This is a genomic window from Pseudogemmobacter humi, assembly GCF_900609055.1.
Classification (GTDB): domain Bacteria; phylum Pseudomonadota; class Alphaproteobacteria; order Rhodobacterales; family Rhodobacteraceae; genus Pseudogemmobacter; species Pseudogemmobacter humi.
On sequence record NZ_UXAW01000031.1, the window covers coordinates 18,215 to 40,323 of the forward strand.

Genomic DNA, 22,109 nt, shown 5'->3' on the forward strand with positions numbered 1-22,109 from the left:
GCCCGGATGGATTTCGTAATCAGATGGAACTCGTTTCCTGCGTGGAACCACTGAATGACATATTCCGGCGAAGCCCTTTTCAACCTCCGGGTGCCGGCGATCTGGCACGCCACATGAACCAGGTGGGCACCAGCGCAAGAAGGAATATCCCGAAGACCACCATGAAACCGTCCTGAAACGCCGCGTTCGAGGACTGGATCACCACGGCCTGCCCGAGGAACGAGGCGGCAGCGGGCATGAGTTGCGTGTCGGGCAGTCCGGAGGTGTGCAGCAGGCCGGAAACCTCGCGCAAGAGTTCCATTGTCGCGGCGTTGTCGCTGGTCTGCGTTGCAGCGAAGGCGTCGGCGTGCATCACGGTGCGGCGCTCGATGAACACGGTCAGCAGGTTCACCCCGAAGGCCCCTCCGAGCTGGCGGATGAAGTTCGATGCTCCCGAGCCCTGGCCGAGCAGATGTCGAGGCAGCACCTGGAGCGATCCCGCGGAGATCGCCGGGAACACGAGGCCCAGGCCAATGCGCGAGATCACGGTCCACCAGGCGATCGTCCAGAAGGTGGTGTCGATATTGGCCGCCGCCGTCAGCCACGAGGACCAGGCGAAGATGGTCATGCCGATGCCGATCAGGATTGCGGCGGGGACCCTGTCGGACAGCCGCCCGGCGATGGGAAAGACCAGCAGCATCACGAAGCCCGAAGGCATCAGCATCAGGCCCGCCTGGGTGGGAGTCATGCCCTGGATCTGCTGGACGAAGACCGGCAGCAGATAGGTGGAGCCGAACAAACCTGCTCCCATGATGAACGACACCACCGAAGCCGAGGAGAAGGCGAAATTCGCAAAGAGCCGCATGTCGAGCATCGGCCTGTCGCTGTGCATCTCCCAGCCGATGAAGGCGACCGCCGCGGCAGCGGAGGTGACAAAGCCCAGGAGGATCATGTTGGAATCCCAGCCCAGCCTCTGCGCGTTCGACAGCGTGCTGAGCAGGACGGCAAGGAAGACTGACAGGATCGCCACGCCGATGAAATCGAAGGGCGGGATCGGTCCGTCCTGCTCGCGGCCGGGCAGGAAGATGTTCGACAGCACGATGGCAAGGCCGGCGAAGGGCAGGCCCAGGTAGAAGACGAAGCGCCAGTCGAAGGCGTCCATCAGCACGCCGCCGATCCACGGCCCCAGGGCCGGGGCCAGCACGACCCCCACGCCGTAAATCCCCATCGCCGCGCCGCGCTTGTCGGGGGGGAAGACCTTGAACAGCATGATCATCGCAAGCGGCTGCACGATGCCCGCCGCCGCACCCTGCACGACGCGCGCCAGCGTCAGGACGGTTTCGTTCGGTGCCATTCCGCCGATGACGGAGCCCGCCAGGAAGACGCCCATGGCGGCATTCATGGTCAGCCGCGTCCCGAAGGCGCGTTCGGCCCAGTCGGCCAGAAGCATCGTGGCCGTCATGGCCGCAAGGAAGCCGGTCGAGATCCACTGCGCCTGAACAGCGCTGATCCCGAACGCCCCCATGACCGCCGGAATGGCAACGTTCACGATGGTGGTGGACAGGACCACAGAGATCGTCGCGACCATGATTGTGCCGGTCGCATACCATTTGTAGGCCGGGCCATGGCGCTGGAAATAACGGTCAATCTGCGACATCGACATAGACCTCGACCATCATGCCGGGCCGCAGTTCGATGCCGCTGGCGTCGATCGACACCCGGATCGGCAGGCGCTGAGTGACCTTGGTGAAGTTGCCCGAGGGGTTCGGACTGGGCAGGAGCGCAAGCTGGCTGGTCGCCGCCCCGCCCATGCCGATCACCTCGCCGCCGAATGTCCGGCCCGGGAAGGCATCGACGGTGATGCTCGCCTTCGCACCCACGTGGATCCGACCGTAATCGGTCTCCTTCACGTTGGCGTCAATCCAGACATCATCCGGTGCGTGATACATCACCAGCCGTGTGCCGGGGGTGACATATTCGCCGGTATCGACGAAGGTCGCGTCGATGATGCCGTCAAAGGCTGCGGCGATCATGCGAAGCGCCAGGTCGATCTCCTTCAGGCTGCGTTCGGCCTCGATTCCCGTCCGCCCCGCCCGGATCGACTCGGCCTGAGAGTCCAGGACGGCCATCTGCGTGGCGTCGGCCTCGACGATGGCCAGATTGGCCCGCGCGCTTTCGGATGCGGCGAAAGCGGCCCGTTCCTGTTGTGTGGCGGCGTCCAGGGCGGCCCGGGCCTCGTCGAGAGACTGCTGCGACAGAACACTTTGCTCGGCAAGCTTCGCCACACGGGTGTAGTGACTCTGCGCATTCTTCAGCACGGCAAGCGCGGCTTCATGGTTCGCCTCGGCGGCGGCTATCCCGGCCAGGGCCGCCTCCCTTCGCGCGGTGACCTGCTGCTGCAGCATCTCCTTTCGTCTTTCGATCTCTGCAAGCTGGGCATCGGTGGCCGCCAGCTTGGCGAGGACGGCTTCGAGTTGTGGGTGCGAAGACTCGCTGTCGATGGCGGCAAGCATGTCGCCCGCAGCGACGGCATCGCCGACGACGATCGGAAGCGACGTGATGCGCCCTGCGACCTCGCTCGACACGGTGACGACGCTGGCGGCAATCCGGGCATCGTTGATGTGGACCTGGGTGAGGCGCGCGACCAGCCATGGGGTGGCCAGCCAGGTGACACCAGCCAGGACCGCGGCAAGCACCAGCACTCGCGTCCATTTCACCCGGCCCCGCCGCGGCGGGGTATCCGGCGTGGCCCCGTCAGGGTTTTCGCCCGCCGTCGGCATGTCTGCCTTGATCTTATCCATTCTCGCCATTGCCCATATTCTCCAGCCGGGTTGCGATCTGGCCGAGCACGCGGGTTGCAGTGCGCAGATCGTCCGGCGAAATCTCCGAAAGAAGATCCTCCCGGCTGGCGGCCGCGATGGCCTTCATCTGCTCCAGCAAGGGCAGTGCGGCCGCGGTCAGGCGCAGCTTTTTGGCCCGCCGGTCCTCGGCGGAAGGCTGGCGTTCGACCAGACCCGCCCTCTCCAGCCCGTCCAGCAGGCGCACCAGCGTCGCCCCCTCGATCCCCAGCGCGCGGGCGAGTTCGATCTGCGTCACTTCCTCGTGCCGCGAGAGTTCGAGAATCACGCCCCACCGCGCCTGCGACAGCCCGAGGTCACGAAACTGCATGTCGAGCCTGCGCCTCCACTGACGCGAAACCGTCGCCAGGGCACGAGAGAATGTCTCGGGCAGGTCCGGGGTGCCGTTCATCGCTCCTCGCTTACGATTGCATTGCAAATAATTGTCTTGCTAATTAATATGGAGTCAATCATCTGGCAAGGGCCAATCCGAACCTTGGGAGCCACCGAATGTATGCGAGGATCCTGCTCTGTTATGACGGCTCGCGCGAAGGCCGGCTGGCGCTGCGCGAGGGGGCCCGGCTTGCCCAACTCACAGGCGCCGGAGTAACGCTGCTTGCGGTGGTCGAGACCGTCTCGGGGAATGCACTGGCCCAGGGCGCGGATGTCGGTGCGCTGAGCCACCAGCAGAACGACTTCGAGACGATCCTCGAAGAAGGGCGACAGCGGCTGACGGCCATGGGGCTTTCACCCGAAGTCCGGCTGGAATTCGGCGACCCGGTCGCAGGCATCGCCCGCGTTGCCGCCGAGACCGGCGCGGAACTTGTTGTCGTCGGGCATCACCGTCACGGCTTCTGGACGCGCTGGCTCAGCCGCTCGGTTGCCGCGGAACTGGGCGACAAGCTGGGCTGCAGCCTGCTGCTGGCGCAGAAGACTATCGACGATTCACAGCTTTTTCCGAAAGGCTGAGGGGCGGCGGGTGGATGCGCTGCCCTGGGGATATCATCATTCAAACTTGTTTTGTTTTCAGGAGAGTCCCCGGTCGAAGGCAGGAATCCGCCCGCGGCCTGGCATCGGCCTGATGCTGTCACCACGCCCCGCGACGTTAAGAGACGCTGCCGGACCGTGCACCCGCCACATCAGTTCATGGCCGGGAGCAGCGTTGATTTCCGGCCGGTCTGGCGCAAGACTTGCGGCGACACGGGCAGGGCACAGGCGGAGAGCGATGACGAGACCGACTGGAGAACAGCGCGAGAGATGGGGCATCGTGCCCTGGGCGCTCGGGATCATCGTCGCGGCGCTGGTGCTGGTGCTGCTGATCGTCGGTCGGGTGTTCCTGGTGCCGCTGGTCATCGCGCTTTTGTTGTTCAGCCTCGCAAGCGCGGCGATTGACCGGCTGCGCCGACTGAATATCGGTGGCCGCGCGGTGCCGAACTGGCTGACGAGCCTATTGGCGCTCCTGTTGCTGGGGCTGGGGCTGGCCGCGCTGTTCGCCGTGCTTTCACTGCAGATCAATATCGCGCTGGCCTCACTGCCGGTTTTCATCGAGCAAAGCCAGACGGTGATCGCGCGGCTGTTTGGCCTGCTCAGCGACGATCTTGCCTCGGCGCTGATCGAAGCCTTCCGCGACATCAACCTGAACGACTATGTGCGGCTGGCGGCGGGGTCGGCGGGCAGCCTGCTGGTGACCATTGTGCTGATACTGCTTTATGCCGGGTTCTTCCTGGCTGAGCGTCCCTGGATCGAGGGCAAGATTGCCCTGCTGTTCCCCGAGCCCGGACGCCGTGCCAGGATCATGGCCATCGCTGGTTCGATGCGGCACAACATCCACCGTTTTCTTGTGCTCAAGACGCTGATCTCGGGGGTGACAGCGCTGGTGGTCTGGCTGCTGGCGCTGGCCTTCGGGCTGAATTTCGCCGCGTCGATCGCGCTTTTGACCTTCCTGCTGAACTTCATCCCCAATATCGGCTCGATCCTCGCCACGGCGCTGCCGGTTCTGGTGGCGCTGGTGCAATACGATAGTCTTGCGATGGGGCTCGCGGTGCTGGGTACCATCGGCACGGTCCAGTTCGTGCTGGGCAATATCCTTGACCCGATGGTGACGGGGAATGGATTGCAGATGTCCTCGCTGGCCATCGTGATCTCGCTGACCTTCTGGGGTGCGATCTGGGGCATCGTCGGCATGTTTCTGGCGGTACCGATGATGGTGATGGTGCTCATCGTCTGCACCCATGTGCCGCCGTTGCGGCCGGTGGCGGTGTTGCTGTCGAAATCGGGCGAATTGCCCGAATGACGCCCGTGTGGCCCGATGGGAACGAACGGGCGAAGGTCAGTGGCTGAGCATCCGGTGAGGTGGTCCCTTCGCCTGTGCCGCACTTCGGATTGCCGTGAATTATCGTGGCCTCGTTCTCTGCTCTTCAGCCCTGTCAGGCCTTCTCGGTTCAGTGCCATGGCGGTCATATGGCGATCATGCAGAGTGACTTGCCGTCGAGATAGTCAGCGAAGATGCGGTGTATGATTTCGGATTCGTCGACGGTCCGGTGCAATCATGAGACAAGTGTCGCGATGGCGGAAAATGCGTCAGTAATCCACCTGCTCAAACCCATAGTTCCCCGCATAGTCCCACCATTCAATGAACACGGCTCTGACCGAGACGCCCCTGCAGCCACGCTCCCCCATCCCGCCAGCCCCTTGAACGCCTTCGTCTCCTTCAGCCCGCGCCGCGACGATCAGGTCTTCGACCTGCGGGACGCTCATGCCGGACTCGTTACCGTCGGACGCCTTCGACCAGGCCATCGTGAGGATCGCGTCCTCCGTTGAGCGACCGCCCCAGTAGCTGGTGAAGAACGGGGTCTTCATCCAGACGTTGCTCCAATACCCGTCGTTCGGCGCGCGATCGACCGTAATATTGATCCCTGCTGCGCGGGACGTGGATGGATTTGTCCTGGGTGTTTCCAGAGCCCGTAACCGCGCAGGTAATGAAAACGTCTCGTCTCATGTCTAACGGCATACTGTTCTCAGCTCCCTGTGCTCGCAATGGAAATTCTGGCTTTATGAAGATCTCGAATGGCGTTCCCTGCTCCATCGGGACGCGGAAGATCAGAATGAGCCTGCGCCAGTTCTTTCAGAGCAGTTGCGACCTGTACCCTACTGCACGCACTTTCTCAGGAACGGTCCTGGTGATCTGCTGCCGGTTTTGTGGACACGAAGATGAGATCGTGCCCAGGGAACCGGAGAGTGGATATGACGAGACGGAAGTTCAGCCGCGAGTTCAAGATCGATGCGGTGAGGCTGGTGACGTATGAGGAGGATCAGGAATTGATCCGGGGGATCAATTCCCCGACGAATGGGGGCGTAGCGATAGCGCAGGCGGCCCGTGACCTTGCCGTTGCGGCGAGCGTGCTGCGCCGCTGGATGCGGGAACGGACCACAACCCTGGCCACAGCTTTCCCCGGGAACGGGCAGATGCGGGCCGGTCTGTCCGAGATTTCGGCTCTGAAGAAAGAGGTCGCCTGGCTCCGGGCGGAGCGTGACATGCCTCGAAGAAAGCCGCAGCTTTTTTCGCGCGCGTTTGAGGCTGATTGCGCCATTGGTTCGAGCGATCTGCCGAAAGAACATGAGGTTCGCCTTCATTGCCAAACAGCGCCACATCTGGCCGGTCAGCTGGCTCTGTGAAGTTCCTGAGGTTTCGCGGTCCGGCTTTCATGCCTGGCTCAGCCGCCCACCCGGCACCCGCGAGGTCCATGATGCGAAGCGCGTCGCAGCGATCGGGACGGGCTTCAGGATCAGCAACCGGACCTGTGGCGCCCGCCGCGTCTGGCGCGATGTCCTGGCGGAAGGACTGGCCGTGCGGAGTTCACCGGATCGAACGGCTGATGCGGACCGGGGCCTTGCGGGCACGCCCCAGGCGTCGGGGAAAGCCGGGGGATGATGGGGAACGGTCGGTGATCGCTGAGATCGAGCCGGTGACCGCCACCGGATCAGGAGATCCGGCGAGGCTCGAGCGGACCTTCCAGGCCGACAGGCCGAACCAGAAGTGGCTGGCCGATTTCGCTGCGCGGACCTTCGGTTCACCTGCATCTGGACCGCGGAGGGCTGGCTTTACGTCGCAGTCGTGCCGGACCTCTTTTCCCGGCCCTCGTTATGGGCCTCGAACCAGTGGCGGCTCCATGGCTCGATGTGGGCTGGTCCATGAAGGCTGATCGGGATGCCTCACCGGTGATGGACGCGCTGATGATGGCGGTCTGGCGGCGCTCGAACCGATGGCGCTGCCCCGCTCAGTGGCGGCGCGGGAAGGCCGACGCTCTCTTGCATCACCCGGACCAGGGATCGCAATATACAAGCGAGCAGTTTCAAAGGCTTCTGGCCGACAATGGCATCACCTGCCCGATGAGCCGCGCGGGTAACGTCTGGGATCGGGCCATGGGAACGCCACTGGTCCGAGTGACCATGGCGAGGTCCGCGATGGAGAGCTTCTTCTCAACGCTGAAGACCGAACGGACAGCCATTAAGGTTTATCGCACTCGCAATGAAGCACGTGCCGATGTCTTCGACCACATCGAGCGCTTCGACAACCCGCGCAGGAGGCATTCGAAACCGGGATACCTCAGCCCAATGGAGTTCGAGCTCCGTGCTGTGCCAGCTTAACCTGCTGTCCACAAAACCGGCAGCAGATCATGGCCCCGCCGTTCCTCGGAAAATCCACTTACCAAGGCTGTTCAGATTTCCGCAGCCACTTCTACCCAAGGCCGCCAGTTGATCGAACCCAGACCACAAAGTGAGTCGCGCAACCTCATGCGCGAGGCCGGTTCTGCGAAATCCGGCGATTTCAGCATGCCGAAACTGGGGCAGGCTGTAGCGCGGTTCATTTTTCTGCACCTGCAACGGCACGAGAGGCGTGAAAAGATGAAAAATTGTCCCTTCGGGCGGCGGAGACACATTCTTCTCCTGCGAGGGGCCGAAGCAAAAAAGGATCTGCCTCCAATCCGGCGGCCATGGAAAAATCCTGCCGTTTCATACCCGGCCGTTCAACCGCCCTCCCGGGGGTTTCGGGCGACGGGGGAAAATCCTGTTGCTGTGATGAAGTTTTTTGGAATGGCGGCGAAAGAGGCCGCGGATTTATCTCGACACATCAAGTCGGGATTCAGGATTCCAAATGTCGCAGCTTCATATCGTCGGCCTCTCCGGCAACATCACCTCGCCCTCGAAAACGCGGGCCCTTGTCGGGACCGCGCTGGACCTGTCAGCCGCCCATCTGAACGCCCGCACCAGCCTCTTCGAGGTCGCCGATTTCGGCGAGGAGCTTGGCCGGGCGCGCCGTGTCACCGATCTCAGCCCCGGCGGGCAGCAGGCGCTTGAGAGATTGCTCTCGGCCGATGCGCTGGTGGTTGCGACGCCGGTCTATAAGGGGTCGTATCCCGGCCTCTTCAAACATCTGATCGACCTGATCGACCCCGCCGCGCTGATCCGCAAGCCGGTGCTGATCGCCGCGACCGGCGGTGGCGAGAAACATGCCCTTGCGGTCGAACACCAGCTGCGTCCGCTTTTTGCCTTCTTCGAGGCGCGCGTCCTTTCGACCGCCGTCCATGTTTCGGACCGAGACTTCACCGAGGGCCGCCTGACCTCGGAACCCGCCCTGACACGTCTGGCCCGCGCGGTTGAAGAATTTGCCACCATCTTCCCCGGCTCTGCCCGTGTCCGTGCGGCAGCCGAGTAACCCATTCACAGGGATCATCACCATGTCGACCAGAGATGACGCTTTGAAATTCGCCTACTGGGTGCCCAATGTTTCCGGCGGCCTGGTGATCTCCAATATCGGGCAACGCACCAGCTGGACGCCGGAATACAACCGCAAACTGGCGCAGATCGCCGAGAAGGCGGGCTTTGACTATGCGCTGAGCCAGATCCGTTTCACAGCCGGTTACGGCGCCGACAACCAGCATGAATCGGTCTCGTTCAGCCAGGACCTGCTGGCCCATACCGAGAAGCTGAAGGTGATCGCGGCCCTCTTGCCCGGGCCATGGAACCCGGCGCTGGCGGCCAAGCAGATCGCGACGATCAACCATCTCTCGAATGGCCGGATCGCGGTCAATGTGGTCTCCGGCTGGTTCCGGGGCGAGTTCGCGGCAATCGGCGAGCACTGGCTGGATCATGACGAACGCTATCGCCGCTCGGAAGAGTTCATCCGGGCGCTGCGTGGCATCTGGAGCGAGGAAAGCTTCACCTTCCGCGGCGATTTCTACCGTTTCAACGAATACAGCCTGAAGCCGAAGCCGGTGAACCCGCAGCCCGAGATCTTCCAGGGCGGCTCGTCGCGGGCGGCGCGTGACATGGCGGCGCGGGTCTCGGACTGGTATTTCACCAACGGCAACACGCCGGACGGTCTGCGCGCGCAGGTCGAGGATATCCAGACCAAAGCCGCGGCGAACAATCACAAGGTGAAGATCGGCATCAACGCCTTCGCCATCGTGCGCGAGACCGAGGAAGAGGCGAAAGCCGTCCTTCAGGAGATCATCGACAAGGCCAATCCCGAGGCGGTTGAAGGTTTCGCAGGTCAGGTGAAAAACGCCGGCAAAGCCAGCCCCGAGGGCGAGGGCAACTGGGCGAAATCCACCTTTGAGGATCTGGTGCAGTATAATGACGGCTTCCGCCCGAACCTGATCGGCACGCCGCGTCAGGTGGCAGAGCGCATCGTCACGCTGAAAGAGGCGGGCGCGGATCTGGTGCTGCTCGGCTTCCTGCACTTCCAGGAAGAGGTCGAATATTTCGGCAAACACGTCCTGCCCCTCGTGCGCGAGATCGAGGGCGCGCGGGCGCGTGAAACGGTGGTCGCCGGGTAAGGCAGCCTCCCCTTTTTTCCCTCGCGGAGACAGCTATGACAGGCTTGGCCCTGACGGAACCGGCGCTTTTGCCGGAGCGGCGTGCTGTTGCGCCGCAAACGGTATCCGCCGCCACACGGTCTCAGGTGCAACCCGTGCAGGGAACGCGCCTTCGGCTGGAGGGGATTTCCCTCGCCTTTGGCGGTATCCGGGCGCTGAAAGACGTGTCCTTCGACATCCGCGAGGGCGAAATCCGTGCGGTGATCGGCCCGAACGGGGCGGGGAAATCCTCGCTGGTTAATGTGATCAGCGGGCTCTACCGGGCGGATCGTGGCGTGATCACGCATGGCGGCGAGAGCTTTGCCCATGTGCCGCCCGCCCGCCTGCCGGGCCTCGGCGTGGCGCGGACCTTCCAGAACCTCGCGCTGTTTCCCGGCCTGACAGTGGCGCAGAACATCGCTTCGGGGCTGGTGTTCCGCCGCAAGCGCGGGCTGTTTGCGCAACTGCTGTCGCTGCCCAAAGCCAGGGCCGAGACCCGCGAGACGGAGGCCAGAATACGCGAGATCGCCGGTTTCCTCGGTCTTTCGGAGCATCTGCCGCGTCTTGTGTCCACCCTGCCTTACGGGCTGCAAAAGCAGGTCGAACTGGCCCGCGCGCTGATTGCCGGGCCGCGCCTTTTGCTGCTGGATGAGCCGATGGCCGGGCTGACGGGTGCCGAAAAGACCGCCATGGCGGCCCATATCCGCGCGGTGCGTGACCGGCTCGGCCTGTCCGTCATCCTGATCGAGCATGACATCGGCGTGGTCATGGGGCTTTCCGACCGTATCGTGGTGCTCGACCATGGCGAGGTGATCGCCGATGGCAGCCCCGACGAGGTCCGCCGTGACCCGGAAGTGATCCGCGCCTATCTCGGCCAGGACGCTGCTGGCGCTACATCGGGGGCGGAGGCCGCCTGATGGACTGGTTTGAATTCCTCTTCGCGGTCGAGGTCGCGGTGGGCGGTCTGCTGTCAGGCGTCATGTATGCCCTCGTCGCCATCGGTTTCGTGCTGATCTACAAGACCTCGGGCGTGCTGAACTTCGCACAAGGGGCGATGGTCCTCTTCGCCGCGCTGACTTTCGTGAGCCTGGTCGAGCGGGAGGTTCCCTTCGCCCTCGCGCTGGTCGTCACCCTGGTGATCATGGGGCTTCTCGGCCTCGCCATCGAGCGCACCGTTCTGCGGCCGCTGGCCAACCGTTCACCCATGACGCTGTTCATGGCGACGCTCGGCCTCGCCTGGGTGATCGAGGGCGGCGCGCAACTGATCTGGGGCACCCAGGTCCATGCGCTGGATCTGGGCATCTCGAACGCACCATTCGAGATCGGCGGCATCTATATATCGAATTTCGACCTGGTGGCCGCCGCCATCGCACTGGCGCTGGTGATCGTTCTGACCAGCTTCTTCCGCTTCACCCGCACCGGCCTTTCGTTCCGCGCGGTGGCGGATGACACTTTCGCCGCCATCGCCATCGGGCTGCGCCTGAACCGTATCCAGGCCGCCGTCTGGACCGCCGCCGGAGTGGTTGCGCTTGTCGCGGGGCTCCTCTGGGGGGCGCGTCTCGGCGTGCAGTTTTCCCTCTCGCTCGTGGTGCTGAAGGCGCTGCCGGTGCTGGTTCTGGGCGGGTTCGACTCGATTGCCGGGGCCATCGTTGCCGGCCTCCTGATCGGTGCCTCCGAGAAACTCGCCGAGGTCTATATCGGACCCTTCGTCGGGGGCGGGATCGAGGGCTGGTTCGCCTATGTCGTGGCGCTTGCCGTGCTGCTGATCCGCCCCCAGGGCCTCTTCGGCCACAAGATCACGGAGAGGTTCTGACCCATGTCCGCAGCTCTTGAGACACCGGCGGCACGTCCTTTCATGGCCGCACAAGGGGCGGCTGTGCTGGTGATCCTTGCCATAGCCTGCCTGCTGGTCCCGGCTTACGCCTCGGCCTGGACGATCGAAGCGATCCTGCTTCCGTTCCTTGCGTTTTCGCTGGCGGGTCTGGGGCTGAACCTGCTGACGGGCTATGCCGGTCAGGTTTCTCTGGGTTCGGCGGCCTTCATGGCGGTGGGCGCCTATGCCGCCTATAACTTCCAGCTGCGCCTCGATCTGCCGCTGCCGCTGACCTTCCTGTTCGCCGCGCTGACGGCGGCGGCGGTCGGCGTGATCTTCGGCCTGCCGAGCCTGCGGCTGAAGGGCTTTTACCTCGCCGTCTCGACGCTGGCGGCGCAGTTCTTCATCCAGTGGCTGTTCAACAAATTCGGCTGGTTCTCGAATTACAGCCCGTCTGGCGTGATCTCGGCCCCGGTGCTTGGTTTCGCCGGAATCACCTTTGACACCCGCGAAAGCCGCTATCTGCTGGCGCTCAGCGTGGTGGTGGTGATCACCTTCCTCGTGCACCGTTTCGTCAACGGCCCGGCGCGGATCAACCTGATCGCGGTGCGTGACAATGAAACCGCCGCCAGGGTCATCGGCGTTCCGGTCTTGCGCACCAAGCTGACCGCCTTCGCCCTGTCATCGGCAATCATCGGGATCGCGGGCGTTTTGTGGTCCTTCACCTATCTCAGGACCATCGAACCCGAGGGCTTCAACCTCGACCGCTCGTTCCAGATCCTTTTCATCGCGATCATCGGCGGCCTTGCCACCGTGCGCGGTGCCTTTCTTGGCGCGGGGCTGATCGTCGTCTTCCCGCTGCTTTTGTCGCGCGGTTCGGCCTGGATCCTTGATGGCGGGCTGGACGCCGGGACCGTGCAGCTGACGCAGCGCATCATCCTTGGCGCCACCATCATCATCTTCCTGATCCTGGAGCCGAACGGCCTTTCGGCGATCCTCGACCGGATCACCGCCCGCACCAGATCCCTGTTTGCCAAAATCACCAGAGGGCGCGCCTGAGCCGCCGCCTTTCCCCCTCTCAAAAACCGGAGCACCCATGTCCTTCTTCCGTCGCCTCGCGCCCGCGCTTCTCGCGGCCACCATCCTCACCGGCAGCTTCTCGACCGCCCGCGCCGACGAGCAGTTCTTCCCGCTGCAAAGCTACCGTGTCGGCCCCTATGCCGCTGGCGGCACCGGCTTCTTCGGCGGTTTCATCGACTATCTGACCCTGATCAATGACCGCGATGGCGGGGTGAACGGGGTGAAACTCACCTGGGCCGAGGGCGAAACCGAATATGAGGTCGAAAAGGGGGTCGAGGTCTATCAGCGCCTGAAATCCACCCCCGGCATCGCGGCCTGGAACCCGCTTTCGGTCGGCATCGCCTATGCCATGATCGACGGCGTGACCGAGGATCGCGTGCCGCTGCTGACCGTCAACCATGGCCGCACCGACACCACCGATGGCCGGGTCTTTCCTTACGTCTTCCCGCTGCTCCTGAACCCTTATTCGGAAAGCTCGGGCATCGTGAACTACATCGCCTCGAAAGAGGGCGGGGCAGAGGGGTTGAAGGGCAAGAAGATCGTGGTTCTCTATCACGGCTCGCCCTATGGCAAGGAAACCATCCCGATTTATGAGCTGCTGGCCGAAAAATTCGGCTTCGAGCTGGTCCAGATCGAGGTGCCGCATCCGGGATCGGAGCAGCAGGCGCAATGGCTGCAAATCCGCCGCGAACGGCCCGATTACGTCGTGCTGCGCGGCTGGGGCGTGATGAACCCGGTGGCGCTGACCACCGCACAGCGCAACGGCTTCCCGGTTGACAGGATCATCGGCAATGTCTGGTCGAACTCGGAAGAAGACGCGCTGCCGGCGGGAGATGCGGCCATCGGCTATACCGCGATCACCACCCAGGCCTCGGGCCAGGAATATCCGGTGCTGAAAGAGATCATCTCCGGCGTCTATGACCAGGGCAAAGGCAACCTCGCCGACAAGAACCGCATCGGTTCGGTCTACCACAATCTCGGCATCGTCAACGGCATCCTGAATGTCGAAGCGATCCGCATCGCCCAGGCCAAATTCGGCAACCGGACGCTGACCGGCGACGAGGTCCGCTGGGGCTTTGAACATCTGCAACTCAGCCCCGAGCGGGTGAAGGAGCTGGGCGCCGAGGGGCTCTTCCACTCGATCAATGTCACCTGGGACAACCATGAGGGCGAGGGCTACGTCACCTTCCAGCAATGGGACGGCAAGAAGTGGAACGTGGTCTCCGACTGGATTGCGCCGGACTGGGCTCTGCTGCGCCCGATCATCGAGGCCTCCTCCGAGGCTTATGCCAGGGAAAAGGGCATCGCGATCCGCACCGCGGCTGATGTCGATACCGTCATCGGCCCGAACTGACCCCGCCTGCGGCTCCGGGGGCTTTCCCGGGGCCGCATTTCCCGAAAGGCCCGCCATGTCTGATACGATCCTGCAATTCGACGATGTGTCGGTGCGCTATTCCGGCTCGATCACCGCGCTGAGCGGGGTCAGCCTGACGGTCCGTCAGGGCGAGATCGCAGCCCTTCTGGGCGGGAATGGCGCGGGAAAAACCACGCTGCTGAAGGCGGCCTCGAACCTGCTTCCGGCCGAGCGCGGCCGCATCACCGGCGGGCGCATCACCTTCCGCGGCGAAGATGTCACCAGAACCAGCCCCGACGCCCATATCCGTAAGGGCCTCGTGCCGGTGCTGGAGGGGCGGCGGCTGTTCAGGTCGCTGACCATCGAGGAAAACCTGGTCTCCGGCGCAATCGGGGCCGGCCTGCGCAGCGCCGACATCCGGCGCGGGCTGGAAGAGGTCTACAGCTTCTTCCCCCGCCTGAAAGAGCGCCGCCAGTCCCGCGCCGGTCTCACCTCGGGCGGCGAGCAGCAGATGGCCGCCATCGGGCGCGGGCTGATGGCCCGCCCGCAGGTCTTCTTGCTGGACGAGCCTTCCATGGGCCTCGCGCCGCTGGTGGTGGCCGAGATTTTCGAGACCCTCTCGCGGCTCAATCGCGAAACCGGGCTGACCATTCTCGTCGCCGAACAGAATTCGGCGGTGGCGCTGAAACACGCCGCCCATGCCGTGGTGATCGGGAATGGCCGTTCGACGATCACGGGCCTCGCCGCCGATCTCGCGCAGCGCGACGACATCCGCGAGGCCTATCTTGGCGGGGCAAGCGCCCCGGCCTGAGCGAAACACATGAAAACGGAGCCAGGACAATGACCAGACAAGACCGCAGCATCACCGCATCGCCCGCCGATCAGGGGGCGCTGAAAGCCCGCTTCGCCCCGCTTTTCGAGCGCATCCGCGAGGGCGCGACCAGGCGTGAGCGCGAACGGATTCTGCCCTATGAAGAGATCAGGTGGCTGAAGGAATCCGGTTTCACCGCTTTGCGCGTGCCGGTGGAATATGGCGGCTCGGGCGCAAGCCTTGAGCAGTTCTTCGATCTGCTGATCGACCTTGCCGCTGCCGATACCAATATCGTCCAGGCGCTGCGCGGCCATTTCGCGCTGGTCGAGGATCGGCTGGTCGCGCCCCGCGCGGTGGGTGAGGTCTGGCTGAAACGCTTCGGCCAGGGCGAGATCGCGGGCAATGCCTGGTCGGAAGTCGGCAAGGTGAAACTGGGTGACACCGTGACCAGGGTCACGCCGGAAGGCGATGCCTACCGCGTCGACGGCGAGAAATACTACTCTACCGGCACGATTTTCGCCGACTGGATCGACACTTACGCGGTCCGCTCGGACAATGGCGCCTCGGTTGTGGCGATCCTGAAGGCCGAACAGCCCGGCATCGCCCGCGTCGATGACTGGGCCGGTTTCGGCCAGAAACTGACCGGCACCGGCACCACCACCTTCGAGGGCGCGCGGCTGGAGCCGGAGGGCCTCGTGCCCTTCGAGACCCGCTTCCGTTATCAGACAGCCTTTTATCAGCTGGTGCTGGATGCGGTTCTCTCGGGGGCCGCGCTGGCCGCGGTCCAGGACGTGGCGGAGAAGGTCGCACAGCGCAAACGCGGCTTCTCGCATGGCTCTGGCACGGTGGTGCGCAAGGATCCGCAGGTGCTCCAGGTGGTCGGCCGCGCCCGCGCCTTCGCCTTCGCTGCCCGCGCCGCCACAATTGAGGCCGCCCGCGCCGCCGACCGCGCTTATGAAACCTCGCAAGGGGATGACAAAGCCGCCGATGACGCCGCGAATATCGCAGCGGAACTCGCCTCGGCCGAGGCGCAGGTCGCGGCGGCAGAGCTTGCGCTCCGCGCCACATCGGACCTTTTCGGCGCGCTGAGTGCGTCTGCCACCGACAGCGCGCTTGCGCTGGACCGTTACTGGCGCAATGCCCGCACGGCGGCAAACCACAATCCGCTGATCTACAAAGAGCGCATCCTCGGCGATCACGCGGTCAATAGCACCGAGCCGGTCTATGTCTGGCAGATCGGCGCGGTTGAAAGCTGAGACCGATATGCTGCGGGGCAGGAGAAGACTTCCCGCCCCGCAGAGTTGGAATGCCGCTTCCGCACAGGGGCGGATGTTCGGATCCTGTTCCTGCGCCCTGGTCTGTCCTGCCGGAAAATCAACCTCGTCGCGAAAGTCTCCCCATGTCTGCATTTCTCCGTGACGGCCTCTCGCGCCGCAGCCTTCTGAAAACCGGCGCGGCGGCGGCGGGGCTTGGTGCCATCGGTATCGCCACCGGCCAGAGCGTGCGCCATGCGATGGCGGGCAATCTGACGAAGATCAAACTGGAATGGACCGAGGTCGCCGCCTGCCACGCGCCGATCGGCTTCGCGCTGGAAAAGGGTATTTTCCAGAAGCACGGTCTTGATGTCGAGCTGTTCTACCAGGGCGCCAGTGGCCAGACGCTGATCCAGGCCCTGGCGACGCGCAAGGCCGAGGCGGGCCCCGGTCTGCTTTACGACTGGCTGAAACCGATCGAGCAGGGCTTTGACGTAAAGCTCTTTGCCGGCTCGCATGGCGGCTGCCAGAGCATCCTGACGCCCCAGGACAGCGGCATCAGGACGCTGACCGATCTGAAGAGCAAAACCATCGGCACCTTTGATGTGATGTCTCCCTCGCGCGTTGCCTTCTCGGTCTCGCTGAAGAAAGCCGGGCTGGATCCGGAACGCGATGTGACATGGAAGGTCTTCCCCTTCGATCTGGTGGCCCAGGCTGTGCTGCGCGGCGAGGCGGATGCGCTGGCGCATATGGATCCCTGGGCATATGGCTGGGAAAAGGAGCATAAGTTCCACCGTGTGGCCGATACCCAGACCGATAGTTTCCAGGACCGCGTCTGCTGTGTCCTTGGCGTGAATGGCGACTATTACGCGGCCAATCAGGACGCTTTGAAACGGGTCGCCGCCGCCAATCTGGAGGTCCATCAATATACTGCCGCGCATCCCGATGAGGTGGCGCAATGGTATTTCGACACGCTCCGCCCGGGCATGTCGGTTGAGACCCTGACCGAGGTTCTGGGATCGTTTACCTATCACGAACACTGGTTCGGGGACAAATTGCGCGACGAGGTGAAGCGCGGCTATGAGGATCTGAAGCTGACCGGCGTCGCCGATGCCTCGACCGACCCGGAAGAGATCGCAAGCCGCATCACCATCGACATCTTCGCCTGATCAGATGAGTGACACGCTTGAAACCGGGCGGGGGCATTATGCCTTTGCCGAAAGCCAATTCCACCTGTGGCGCGACGGGCTTTTCGCGGCATTTGCCTGGGGGGCGACCTCGGCGGTTACCTGGTTCCTGCCGGATGTGATCCAATGGGGCGCGACCGGGACTTTCGCCATCCTGACCGGGATCATCGCGCTGTTCTTCCTCGTGTTGGCAGTGCTGCCCCGGCAGCGCCATGCGACATTGAGCCATTACGGCCCCTGGTTCATCGTTCTGGGCCTGTGGCTGCTGGTCTGGGAGGTGACGACCGCCAAGCTCGGCTGGTTGCCGAAACCCTTCTTCTCGCCGCCGCAGGGCCTGTTGCATGTCTATCTGTCGAACTGGGACCGGCTGCTGATCTGCATCGCCTATACCGGCAGGCTCTGGGGGCTTGGGTTCTTCATCGGGATTTCGGCCGGGTTTCTGGCGGGCGTCGGGCTTGGCTGGTCGAAGCGTTTTGCCTATTGGGGAATGCCGCTTCTGAAACTGATCGGGCCTGTTCCCGCAAGCGCCTGGATTCCCTGCGCGTTCTTCATCTTCCCCTCGACCTTCCAGGCCTCGGTCTTTCTCGTCGCGCTGGCCTCGGGCATTCCGGTCGCGATCCTGACCGCCTCGGGCATCGCGCAGGTGAACCGCTCTTTCTATGACGTGGCGCGGACGCTGGGAGCAGCGAACCGCTGGCAGGTCACAAAAATCGCCATTCCCGCTGCGCTTCCGAATGTCTTTGTCGGCCTCTTCATGGGGCTTTACTACAGCTTCGCCGTACTGGTCGTGGCCGAGATGCTGGGCGCGAAATTCGGGCTGGGCTGGTATTTGCAGTTCAACACCGCATATTCGGCCTATGCCAATGTCTATGCCGGGCTGCTGATCATGGCGCTGCTTTGCGCGGGGCTGGTGAAGCTGCTGTTCAGCATCCGGGACCGGCTTCTGGGCTGGCAGAAAGGGATCCTCTGATGCCCGCTGTCACGCCGCTTGGGCTGAGCTTTGACCATGTCTCACATGGCTATGATATCCGGGGCGAGGTGCTTCCGGTCCTTGATGATGTCAGCCTGACCATCGCGCCGGGTGAGTTTGTGGCGCTGCTTGGCCCTTCGGGCTGCGGCAAGTCCACACTGCTGCGCCTTGCCGCCGGGCTGGAACTGCCGTTGCGCGGCCGAACGGAAGCCAGCGGCCAGCCGATCACCGGCCCCGGTCCTGACCGCATCCTCGTCTTCCAGGAGGCGACGCTTTTCCCCTGGCGTACCGTGCGCGGCAATGTCGAGGCCGGCCCCGAAGCGCGCGGCGAACTGCCCGGCAAGGCGCCCCGCGTTGATGAGGCGCTGCGCCTTGTCGGGCTGGAGAATTTTGGCGAGGCCTTCCCGCATCAGCTTTCGGGAGGCATGGCGCAGCGGGCGGCGATTGCGCGGGCGCTGGTCAATGATCCGCGTCTGCTGCTGCTGGATGAGCCGCTCGGCAAACTTGACAGTCTGACCCGGCTGAACCTGCAAAAAGACCTGATCCGCCTCTGGCAGGATCGCGGTTTCACCGCCCTTCTGGTGACGCATGATGTCGAAGAGGCGCTGTTGCTCGCGGATCGCGTGATCCTTTTCTCACCGCGCCCGGCCCGGATCATTGAGGAGGTGCAGGTTGCCCGCCCGCATCCGCGCCGCCGCGATGATCCGCAGCTGATCGCGCTGCGCTCGCATCTTCTCGCGGCGCTTGGGGTGCTTGAAGATGTCTGAGGGCAGGGAAATTCGCCCCGGACTGATCCTTGTGGCAGGCGCCGGGCTGGTCGTGCTCGCCCTGGCCTGGTGGTATGTGATCTTTGGAAATATCGTCGCCGAGGGCTATGGCAGCTACCTCCAGGCCGGACCCTGCCTTTGGGGAAGTTCGGGCTATACCTGCCAGTTGATGCTCTCGCTCTGCACGCTGGATTACTGGCTGATTCCAAAGAATTATCGCCCCGAACTCTTTCAGGCGGGTGCCGTGCTGCTGGTCGCCGGTATTCTCCTTGCCGCCCTGGTGCGAGGACGGGGCCGCTCTGAATGAGGCAGCGGGATCATGTGCTGAACATGCGTCATATCGGTCATTCCGAGGCCGGCGGGCGCGGCGACGGAATGCAGATCATGGACCATCGCGGCTATGGCTATCCGGGGCATCCTTTCTCGGGCGGCTTTTCGGTCTTCGATCTGTGCGACCCGAAAAAACCCGGTGAAGCGCGGTTTTTCCCGGCGCCAGCCAATACAGGGAACCTGCATCTGTAAACCCATGACGAATTGTTGCTGGCGCTGAATGCCTTTGACCTCGTCAACGAGACCTTTCCGATTATTCTGCCGGGATCGGGATCGTGGAATATACCGGCTGATCCCCTTCGCGCCAAAGGACGACATGACATATTTTCCCGCACCCGACCGCTATGACAACAACCGCGCGAAATACCGCTATACCGGGCGCAGCGGCTTGCAGCTGCCGGCGCTTTCGCTGGGGCTCTGGCATAATTTCGGCGACACAACCCCGCTGGAGACGCAGCGCGAGATCATCTTCACGGCCTTTGACAATGGCATCACCCATTTCGATCTCGCGAATAACTATGGTCCGCCCTACGGCTCGGCCGAGGTGAATTTCGGCCGTATCCTGCGCGAGGATCTGGCCGCCCATCGCGATGAGCTGATCATCGCAACCAAGGCGGGCTGGGATATGTGGCCAGGGCCTTACGGCCAGGGCGGCGGCTCGCGCAAATATATGCTGGCAAGCCTTGATCAGAGCCTGAAGCGGCTGGGGCTCGACTATGTCGATATCTTCTATTCGCATCGCTTCGACGCAAAGACCCCACTTGAGGAAACGGCGGATGCGCTGGCAACGGCGGTGAAACAGGGCAAGGCGCTTTATGTCGGCGTCTCCTCCTATTCCGGCGCAAAAACCCGCGAGATCACCGCGCTTCTGCGCGCGCGCCAGGTGCCGCTGCTGATCAACCAGCCGTCCTACAATCTCTTCAACCGCTGGATTGAGAAGGATCTTCTGGACGCCGCCGAGGAAACCGGCAGCGGCATCATCGCCTTCACCGCGCTGGCCCAGGGCTTGCTGACCGGCAAATATCTGAACGGCATTCCCGGGGATGCCCGCATCAACCGCGCGGGCGGCGGCTCGTTGCGGCCCGATCATCTGAGCGAGGAGAACCTGGCGCGCGCCCGCGCCCTCAACGAGATCGCGAAGCGGCGCGGCCAGAGCCTTGCTCAGCTGGCGCTGGCCTGGGTTCTGCGCGATCCGCGTGTGACCTCGACCCTGATCGGGGCCTCTTCCGCAGCCCAGGTGAAAGAGAATGTCGCCACGCTGGAGAACCTGTCCTTCAGCCCCGAAGAACTGGCCGGGATCGACCGTTATGCGCTCGAAGGCGGCGTGAATCTCTGGGACAAGCCCTCGCATGATCAGGCGGTCTGAGGGTGAAATCACACCCCTTGCACGTTGGGGAAAAACTCCACCGTGCGAGGTCTGATCAGAGAAGAAACCTGCCGCAGCGCCCGCCGGAAAAGAACGCACCCGGCTTGTTGAAATGCCTGATTCCTGCGACTTTTTCCAGGTCTGAAATCAGTAACAACCATTTTGATTCAGTGACTTGATCCGGGGGTTCCTTCCCCGGCTGCGGTCGGCTGCGAAAGGAAAGCCCATGGGATCCCTGCCTGAGACCCAAATCGACTATACCATTCATCCAAGGGTCAACTCCGACGATCCCGTCCCGCCGCGCCCGCGTCCCGCTCAGCCGCCGTATCTTCTGAAAGACGATGCCGATGCGATCCGCGTCGCGACCGAACTGGCGGCAGAGCTGGCAAAAGACGCCGCCCTGCGCGACCGCGAGGGGCTGCTGCCTTTGCGCGAACTGGATCTCTATTCGCAAAGCGGGATCTGGTCGATCATCGTGCCGAAGGAATATGGCGGGCCGGGCCTCTCTTACGCCACGCTGGCGAAGGTGATCGACATCGTTGCCTCGGGAGACCCGGCGGTGACACAGATCGCGCAGAACCACCTGGCCATTCTCGGGCTGATCGACATCGACGCCACCGACGCCGAAAAGCGGGAAGTTTTCGGCTGGGCATTGCAGGGTCTGCGTTTCGGCAATGCTTTCTCGGAATTCGGCGGCAAGAATGTCGTCGATTTCAAGACCCGCGTCACCTTCGAGGGCGATGAGGCGGTGGCGAACGGCGAAAAATTCTACACCACCGGCGCGCTGCTGTCGCATATCGTGCCGATTGTCTCGGTCGGCGATGATGGCGTCTATCTGGTCTTCGCCGACCGCGAGACACCCGGCATCACCATCACCAATAACTGGTCGAGCTTTGGCCAGCGCACCACGGCATCGGGTTCGGTCCGGCTGGAGAATGTCCGCGTTCCCAAAGCTCGCGCGGTGAAACTTCAGGATGTGTCGCAGGTGCCGACCGTGCAGGGGCCGATCTCGCAGATCATCCAGGCCGCGATCGATGCCGGGATTGCCCGCAACGCGATTGACGAAACGATCCGCTTTGTGACCACCCAAAGCCGGCCCTGGATCGACAGCGGCAAGGAAACCGCCGGTGAAGACCCCTATACCATCGCGGCGATCGGCGATCTGAAGATCCGCCTCCATGCTGCCGAGGCGCTGCTGGATATCGCGGGCCGCGCCATCGACAGGGGCCTGGCCGAGCCGACGCTTGCCAATGTATCGGATGCGACGCTGAAAACCGCCGAGGCCAAGGTGCTCTCCACCCAGGTTGCGATTGACGCGACGAACAAGCTCTTTGAACTGGGCGGCACCCGCTCGACGCTCGCGCAGCATGCGCTGGACCGGCACTGGCGCAATGCCCGCACCCATACGTTGCATGATCCGGTGCGCTGGAAGTTCTACCATGTCGGCAACTACTATCTGAACGGCATCCATCCGCCGCGCCATCCGTGGAGCTGATCGCGCACGG

21 protein-coding genes and 2 pseudogenes are annotated in these 22,109 nt (G+C 63.5%); 18 read left to right on the forward strand and 5 right to left on the reverse strand.

What is annotated here, in order from left to right; genetic code table 11:
• Nucleotides 1–79 precede the first annotated feature (79 nt).
• From XINFAN_RS01325 to XINFAN_RS01335, 3 genes are read right to left on the reverse strand one after another with little or no spacing between them, the layout of a single operon-like run.
• Nucleotides 80–1,636: a DHA2 family efflux MFS transporter permease subunit gene (locus tag XINFAN_RS01325; protein WP_124084692.1), complete on the reverse strand. Its 1,557-nt coding sequence runs from the start codon at nucleotides 1,634–1,636 to the stop codon at nucleotides 80–82.
• Complete coding sequence (locus XINFAN_RS01330; protein ID WP_124084693.1) at nucleotides 1,623–2,780, reverse strand: HlyD family secretion protein; 1,158 nt, start codon at nucleotides 2,778–2,780, stop codon at nucleotides 1,623–1,625. The genes XINFAN_RS01325 and XINFAN_RS01330 overlap by 14 nt, the downstream gene beginning before the upstream one ends.
• Nucleotides 2,773–3,228, reverse strand: coding sequence for a MarR family winged helix-turn-helix transcriptional regulator (locus XINFAN_RS01335; protein ID WP_124084694.1), 456 nt, complete (start codon nucleotides 3,226–3,228; stop codon nucleotides 2,773–2,775). The genes XINFAN_RS01330 and XINFAN_RS01335 overlap by 8 nt, the downstream gene beginning before the upstream one ends.
• Nucleotides 3,229–3,326: 98 nt before the next feature.
• Here XINFAN_RS01335 and XINFAN_RS01340 point away from each other — a divergent pair, with 98 nt between their 5' ends.
• Nucleotides 3,327–3,785, forward strand: coding sequence for a universal stress protein (locus XINFAN_RS01340; RefSeq protein WP_124084695.1), 459 nt, complete (start codon nucleotides 3,327–3,329; stop codon nucleotides 3,783–3,785).
• Between the two features lie 256 nt (nucleotides 3,786–4,041).
• Nucleotides 4,042–5,109 (forward strand): AI-2E family transporter, encoded by a 1,068-nt coding sequence (locus tag XINFAN_RS01345; protein WP_160144512.1) that lies wholly within the window; start codon nucleotides 4,042–4,044, stop codon nucleotides 5,107–5,109.
• 287 nt (nucleotides 5,110–5,396) lie between these two features.
• On the opposite strand, the gene XINFAN_RS21605 is transcribed toward XINFAN_RS01345, so the two are convergent.
• Together XINFAN_RS21605 and XINFAN_RS22150 are read right to left on the reverse strand one after the other, a co-directional pair.
• Nucleotides 5,397–5,675 (reverse strand): hypothetical protein, encoded by a 279-nt coding sequence (locus XINFAN_RS21605; RefSeq protein ID WP_160144513.1) that lies wholly within the window; start codon nucleotides 5,673–5,675, stop codon nucleotides 5,397–5,399.
• 49 nt (nucleotides 5,676–5,724) lie between these two features.
• A pseudogene (locus XINFAN_RS22150) lies at nucleotides 5,725–5,826 on the reverse strand (3-keto-5-aminohexanoate cleavage protein); the annotation flags it as partial.
• Nucleotides 5,827–6,059: 233 nt separating this feature from the next.
• On the opposite strand from XINFAN_RS22150, the pseudogene XINFAN_RS01355 reads away from it, so the two are divergent.
• From XINFAN_RS01355 to XINFAN_RS01430, 16 genes and pseudogenes are all read left to right on the forward strand, one after another.
• Nucleotides 6,060–7,463: pseudogene (locus XINFAN_RS01355) on the forward strand (IS3 family transposase).
• A gap of 508 nt (nucleotides 7,464–7,971) precedes the next feature.
• Nucleotides 7,972–8,532: an NAD(P)H-dependent oxidoreductase gene (locus tag XINFAN_RS01360; RefSeq protein WP_124084697.1), complete on the forward strand. Its 561-nt coding sequence runs from the start codon at nucleotides 7,972–7,974 to the stop codon at nucleotides 8,530–8,532.
• Between the two features lie 22 nt (nucleotides 8,533–8,554).
• Nucleotides 8,555–9,655 carry a dimethylsulfone monooxygenase SfnG gene (sfnG, locus tag XINFAN_RS01365; protein ID WP_124084698.1) on the forward strand — a complete coding sequence of 367 codons (1,101 nt, stop codon included), beginning with the start codon at nucleotides 8,555–8,557 and terminating at the stop codon, nucleotides 9,653–9,655.
• 134 nt (nucleotides 9,656–9,789) lie between these two features.
• Nucleotides 9,790–10,590 (forward strand): ABC transporter ATP-binding protein, encoded by an 801-nt coding sequence (locus tag XINFAN_RS01370; RefSeq protein ID WP_233352087.1) that lies wholly within the window; start codon nucleotides 9,790–9,792, stop codon nucleotides 10,588–10,590.
• A complete protein-coding gene (locus XINFAN_RS01375; protein ID WP_124084700.1) occupies nucleotides 10,590–11,486 on the forward strand; it encodes a branched-chain amino acid ABC transporter permease in 897 nt (298 codons plus the stop codon). Before XINFAN_RS01370 ends, XINFAN_RS01375 begins: the two co-directional genes overlap by 1 nt.
• Nucleotides 11,487–11,489: 3 nt before the next feature.
• Entirely contained in the window at nucleotides 11,490–12,545 is a 1,056-nt protein-coding gene (locus XINFAN_RS01380) for a branched-chain amino acid ABC transporter permease (protein ID WP_199286337.1), read from the forward strand.
• Between the two features lie 37 nt (nucleotides 12,546–12,582).
• Entirely contained in the window at nucleotides 12,583–13,920 is a 1,338-nt protein-coding gene (locus XINFAN_RS01385; RefSeq protein WP_124084701.1) for an ABC transporter substrate-binding protein, read from the forward strand.
• A gap of 55 nt (nucleotides 13,921–13,975) precedes the next feature.
• The gene (locus tag XINFAN_RS01390) at nucleotides 13,976–14,731 is read left to right on the forward strand and encodes an ABC transporter ATP-binding protein (RefSeq protein ID WP_124084702.1); all 756 of its coding nucleotides are present in this window, start codon (nucleotides 13,976–13,978) and stop codon (nucleotides 14,729–14,731) included.
• Nucleotides 14,732–14,760: 29 nt separating this feature from the next.
• Complete coding sequence (locus tag XINFAN_RS01395; protein ID WP_124084703.1) at nucleotides 14,761–15,987, forward strand: acyl-CoA dehydrogenase family protein; 1,227 nt, start codon at nucleotides 14,761–14,763, stop codon at nucleotides 15,985–15,987.
• Between the two features lie 143 nt (nucleotides 15,988–16,130).
• Complete coding sequence (locus tag XINFAN_RS01400) at nucleotides 16,131–17,153, forward strand: ABC transporter substrate-binding protein (protein ID WP_124084704.1); 1,023 nt, start codon at nucleotides 16,131–16,133, stop codon at nucleotides 17,151–17,153.
• Nucleotides 17,154–17,157: 4 nt separating this feature from the next.
• Complete coding sequence (locus XINFAN_RS01405; RefSeq protein WP_124084705.1) at nucleotides 17,158–18,141, forward strand: ABC transporter permease; 984 nt, start codon at nucleotides 17,158–17,160, stop codon at nucleotides 18,139–18,141.
• The gene (locus tag XINFAN_RS01410) at nucleotides 18,141–18,908 is read left to right on the forward strand and encodes an ABC transporter ATP-binding protein (RefSeq protein ID WP_124084706.1); all 768 of its coding nucleotides are present in this window, start codon (nucleotides 18,141–18,143) and stop codon (nucleotides 18,906–18,908) included. The genes XINFAN_RS01405 and XINFAN_RS01410 overlap by 1 nt, the downstream gene beginning before the upstream one ends.
• Nucleotides 18,901–19,215 (forward strand): hypothetical protein, encoded by a 315-nt coding sequence (locus XINFAN_RS01415; protein WP_124084707.1) that lies wholly within the window; start codon nucleotides 18,901–18,903, stop codon nucleotides 19,213–19,215. Before XINFAN_RS01410 ends, XINFAN_RS01415 begins: the two co-directional genes overlap by 8 nt.
• On the forward strand, nucleotides 19,212–19,430 hold the full coding sequence (locus tag XINFAN_RS01420) for a hypothetical protein (protein WP_124084708.1): 219 nt from the start codon (nucleotides 19,212–19,214) through the stop codon (nucleotides 19,428–19,430). The genes XINFAN_RS01415 and XINFAN_RS01420 overlap by 4 nt, the downstream gene beginning before the upstream one ends.
• A 124-nt stretch (nucleotides 19,431–19,554) precedes the next feature.
• Nucleotides 19,555–20,604 (forward strand): L-glyceraldehyde 3-phosphate reductase, encoded by a 1,050-nt coding sequence (mgrA, locus tag XINFAN_RS01425; protein WP_124084709.1) that lies wholly within the window; start codon nucleotides 19,555–19,557, stop codon nucleotides 20,602–20,604.
• 226 nt (nucleotides 20,605–20,830) lie between these two features.
• Nucleotides 20,831–22,099 (forward strand): SfnB family sulfur acquisition oxidoreductase, encoded by a 1,269-nt coding sequence (locus XINFAN_RS01430; RefSeq protein ID WP_124084710.1) that lies wholly within the window; start codon nucleotides 20,831–20,833, stop codon nucleotides 22,097–22,099.
• Nucleotides 22,100–22,109 lie beyond the last annotated feature (10 nt).

Coding starts and splice junctions, on each gene's coding strand:
- XINFAN_RS01325 (WP_124084692.1), bottom strand. CDS start 1,636: ATGTCGCAGATTGACCGTTATTTCCAGCGCCATGGCCCGGCCTACAAA.
- XINFAN_RS01330 (WP_124084693.1), bottom strand. CDS start 2,780: ATGGATAAGATCAAGGCAGACATGCCGACGGCGGGCGAAAACCCTGAC.
- XINFAN_RS01335 (WP_124084694.1), bottom strand. CDS start 3,228: ATGAACGGCACCCCGGACCTGCCCGAGACATTCTCTCGTGCCCTGGCG.
- XINFAN_RS01340 (WP_124084695.1), top strand. CDS start 3,327: ATGTATGCGAGGATCCTGCTCTGTTATGACGGCTCGCGCGAAGGCCGG.
- XINFAN_RS01345 (WP_160144512.1), top strand. CDS start 4,042: ATGACGAGACCGACTGGAGAACAGCGCGAGAGATGGGGCATCGTGCCC.
- XINFAN_RS21605 (WP_160144513.1), bottom strand. CDS start 5,675: ATGAAGACCCCGTTCTTCACCAGCTACTGGGGCGGTCGCTCAACGGAG.
- XINFAN_RS01360 (WP_124084697.1), top strand. CDS start 7,972: ATGTCGCAGCTTCATATCGTCGGCCTCTCCGGCAACATCACCTCGCCC.
- sfnG (WP_124084698.1), top strand. CDS start 8,555: ATGTCGACCAGAGATGACGCTTTGAAATTCGCCTACTGGGTGCCCAAT.
- XINFAN_RS01375 (WP_124084700.1), top strand. CDS start 10,590: ATGGACTGGTTTGAATTCCTCTTCGCGGTCGAGGTCGCGGTGGGCGGT.
- XINFAN_RS01380 (WP_199286337.1), top strand. CDS start 11,490: ATGTCCGCAGCTCTTGAGACACCGGCGGCACGTCCTTTCATGGCCGCA.
- XINFAN_RS01385 (WP_124084701.1), top strand. CDS start 12,583: ATGTCCTTCTTCCGTCGCCTCGCGCCCGCGCTTCTCGCGGCCACCATC.
- XINFAN_RS01390 (WP_124084702.1), top strand. CDS start 13,976: ATGTCTGATACGATCCTGCAATTCGACGATGTGTCGGTGCGCTATTCC.
- XINFAN_RS01395 (WP_124084703.1), top strand. CDS start 14,761: ATGACCAGACAAGACCGCAGCATCACCGCATCGCCCGCCGATCAGGGG.
- XINFAN_RS01400 (WP_124084704.1), top strand. CDS start 16,131: ATGTCTGCATTTCTCCGTGACGGCCTCTCGCGCCGCAGCCTTCTGAAA.
- XINFAN_RS01405 (WP_124084705.1), top strand. CDS start 17,158: ATGAGTGACACGCTTGAAACCGGGCGGGGGCATTATGCCTTTGCCGAA.
- XINFAN_RS01410 (WP_124084706.1), top strand. CDS start 18,141: ATGCCCGCTGTCACGCCGCTTGGGCTGAGCTTTGACCATGTCTCACAT.
- XINFAN_RS01415 (WP_124084707.1), top strand. CDS start 18,901: ATGTCTGAGGGCAGGGAAATTCGCCCCGGACTGATCCTTGTGGCAGGC.
- XINFAN_RS01420 (WP_124084708.1), top strand. CDS start 19,212: ATGAGGCAGCGGGATCATGTGCTGAACATGCGTCATATCGGTCATTCC.
- mgrA (WP_124084709.1), top strand. CDS start 19,555: ATGACATATTTTCCCGCACCCGACCGCTATGACAACAACCGCGCGAAA.
- XINFAN_RS01430 (WP_124084710.1), top strand. CDS start 20,831: ATGGGATCCCTGCCTGAGACCCAAATCGACTATACCATTCATCCAAGG.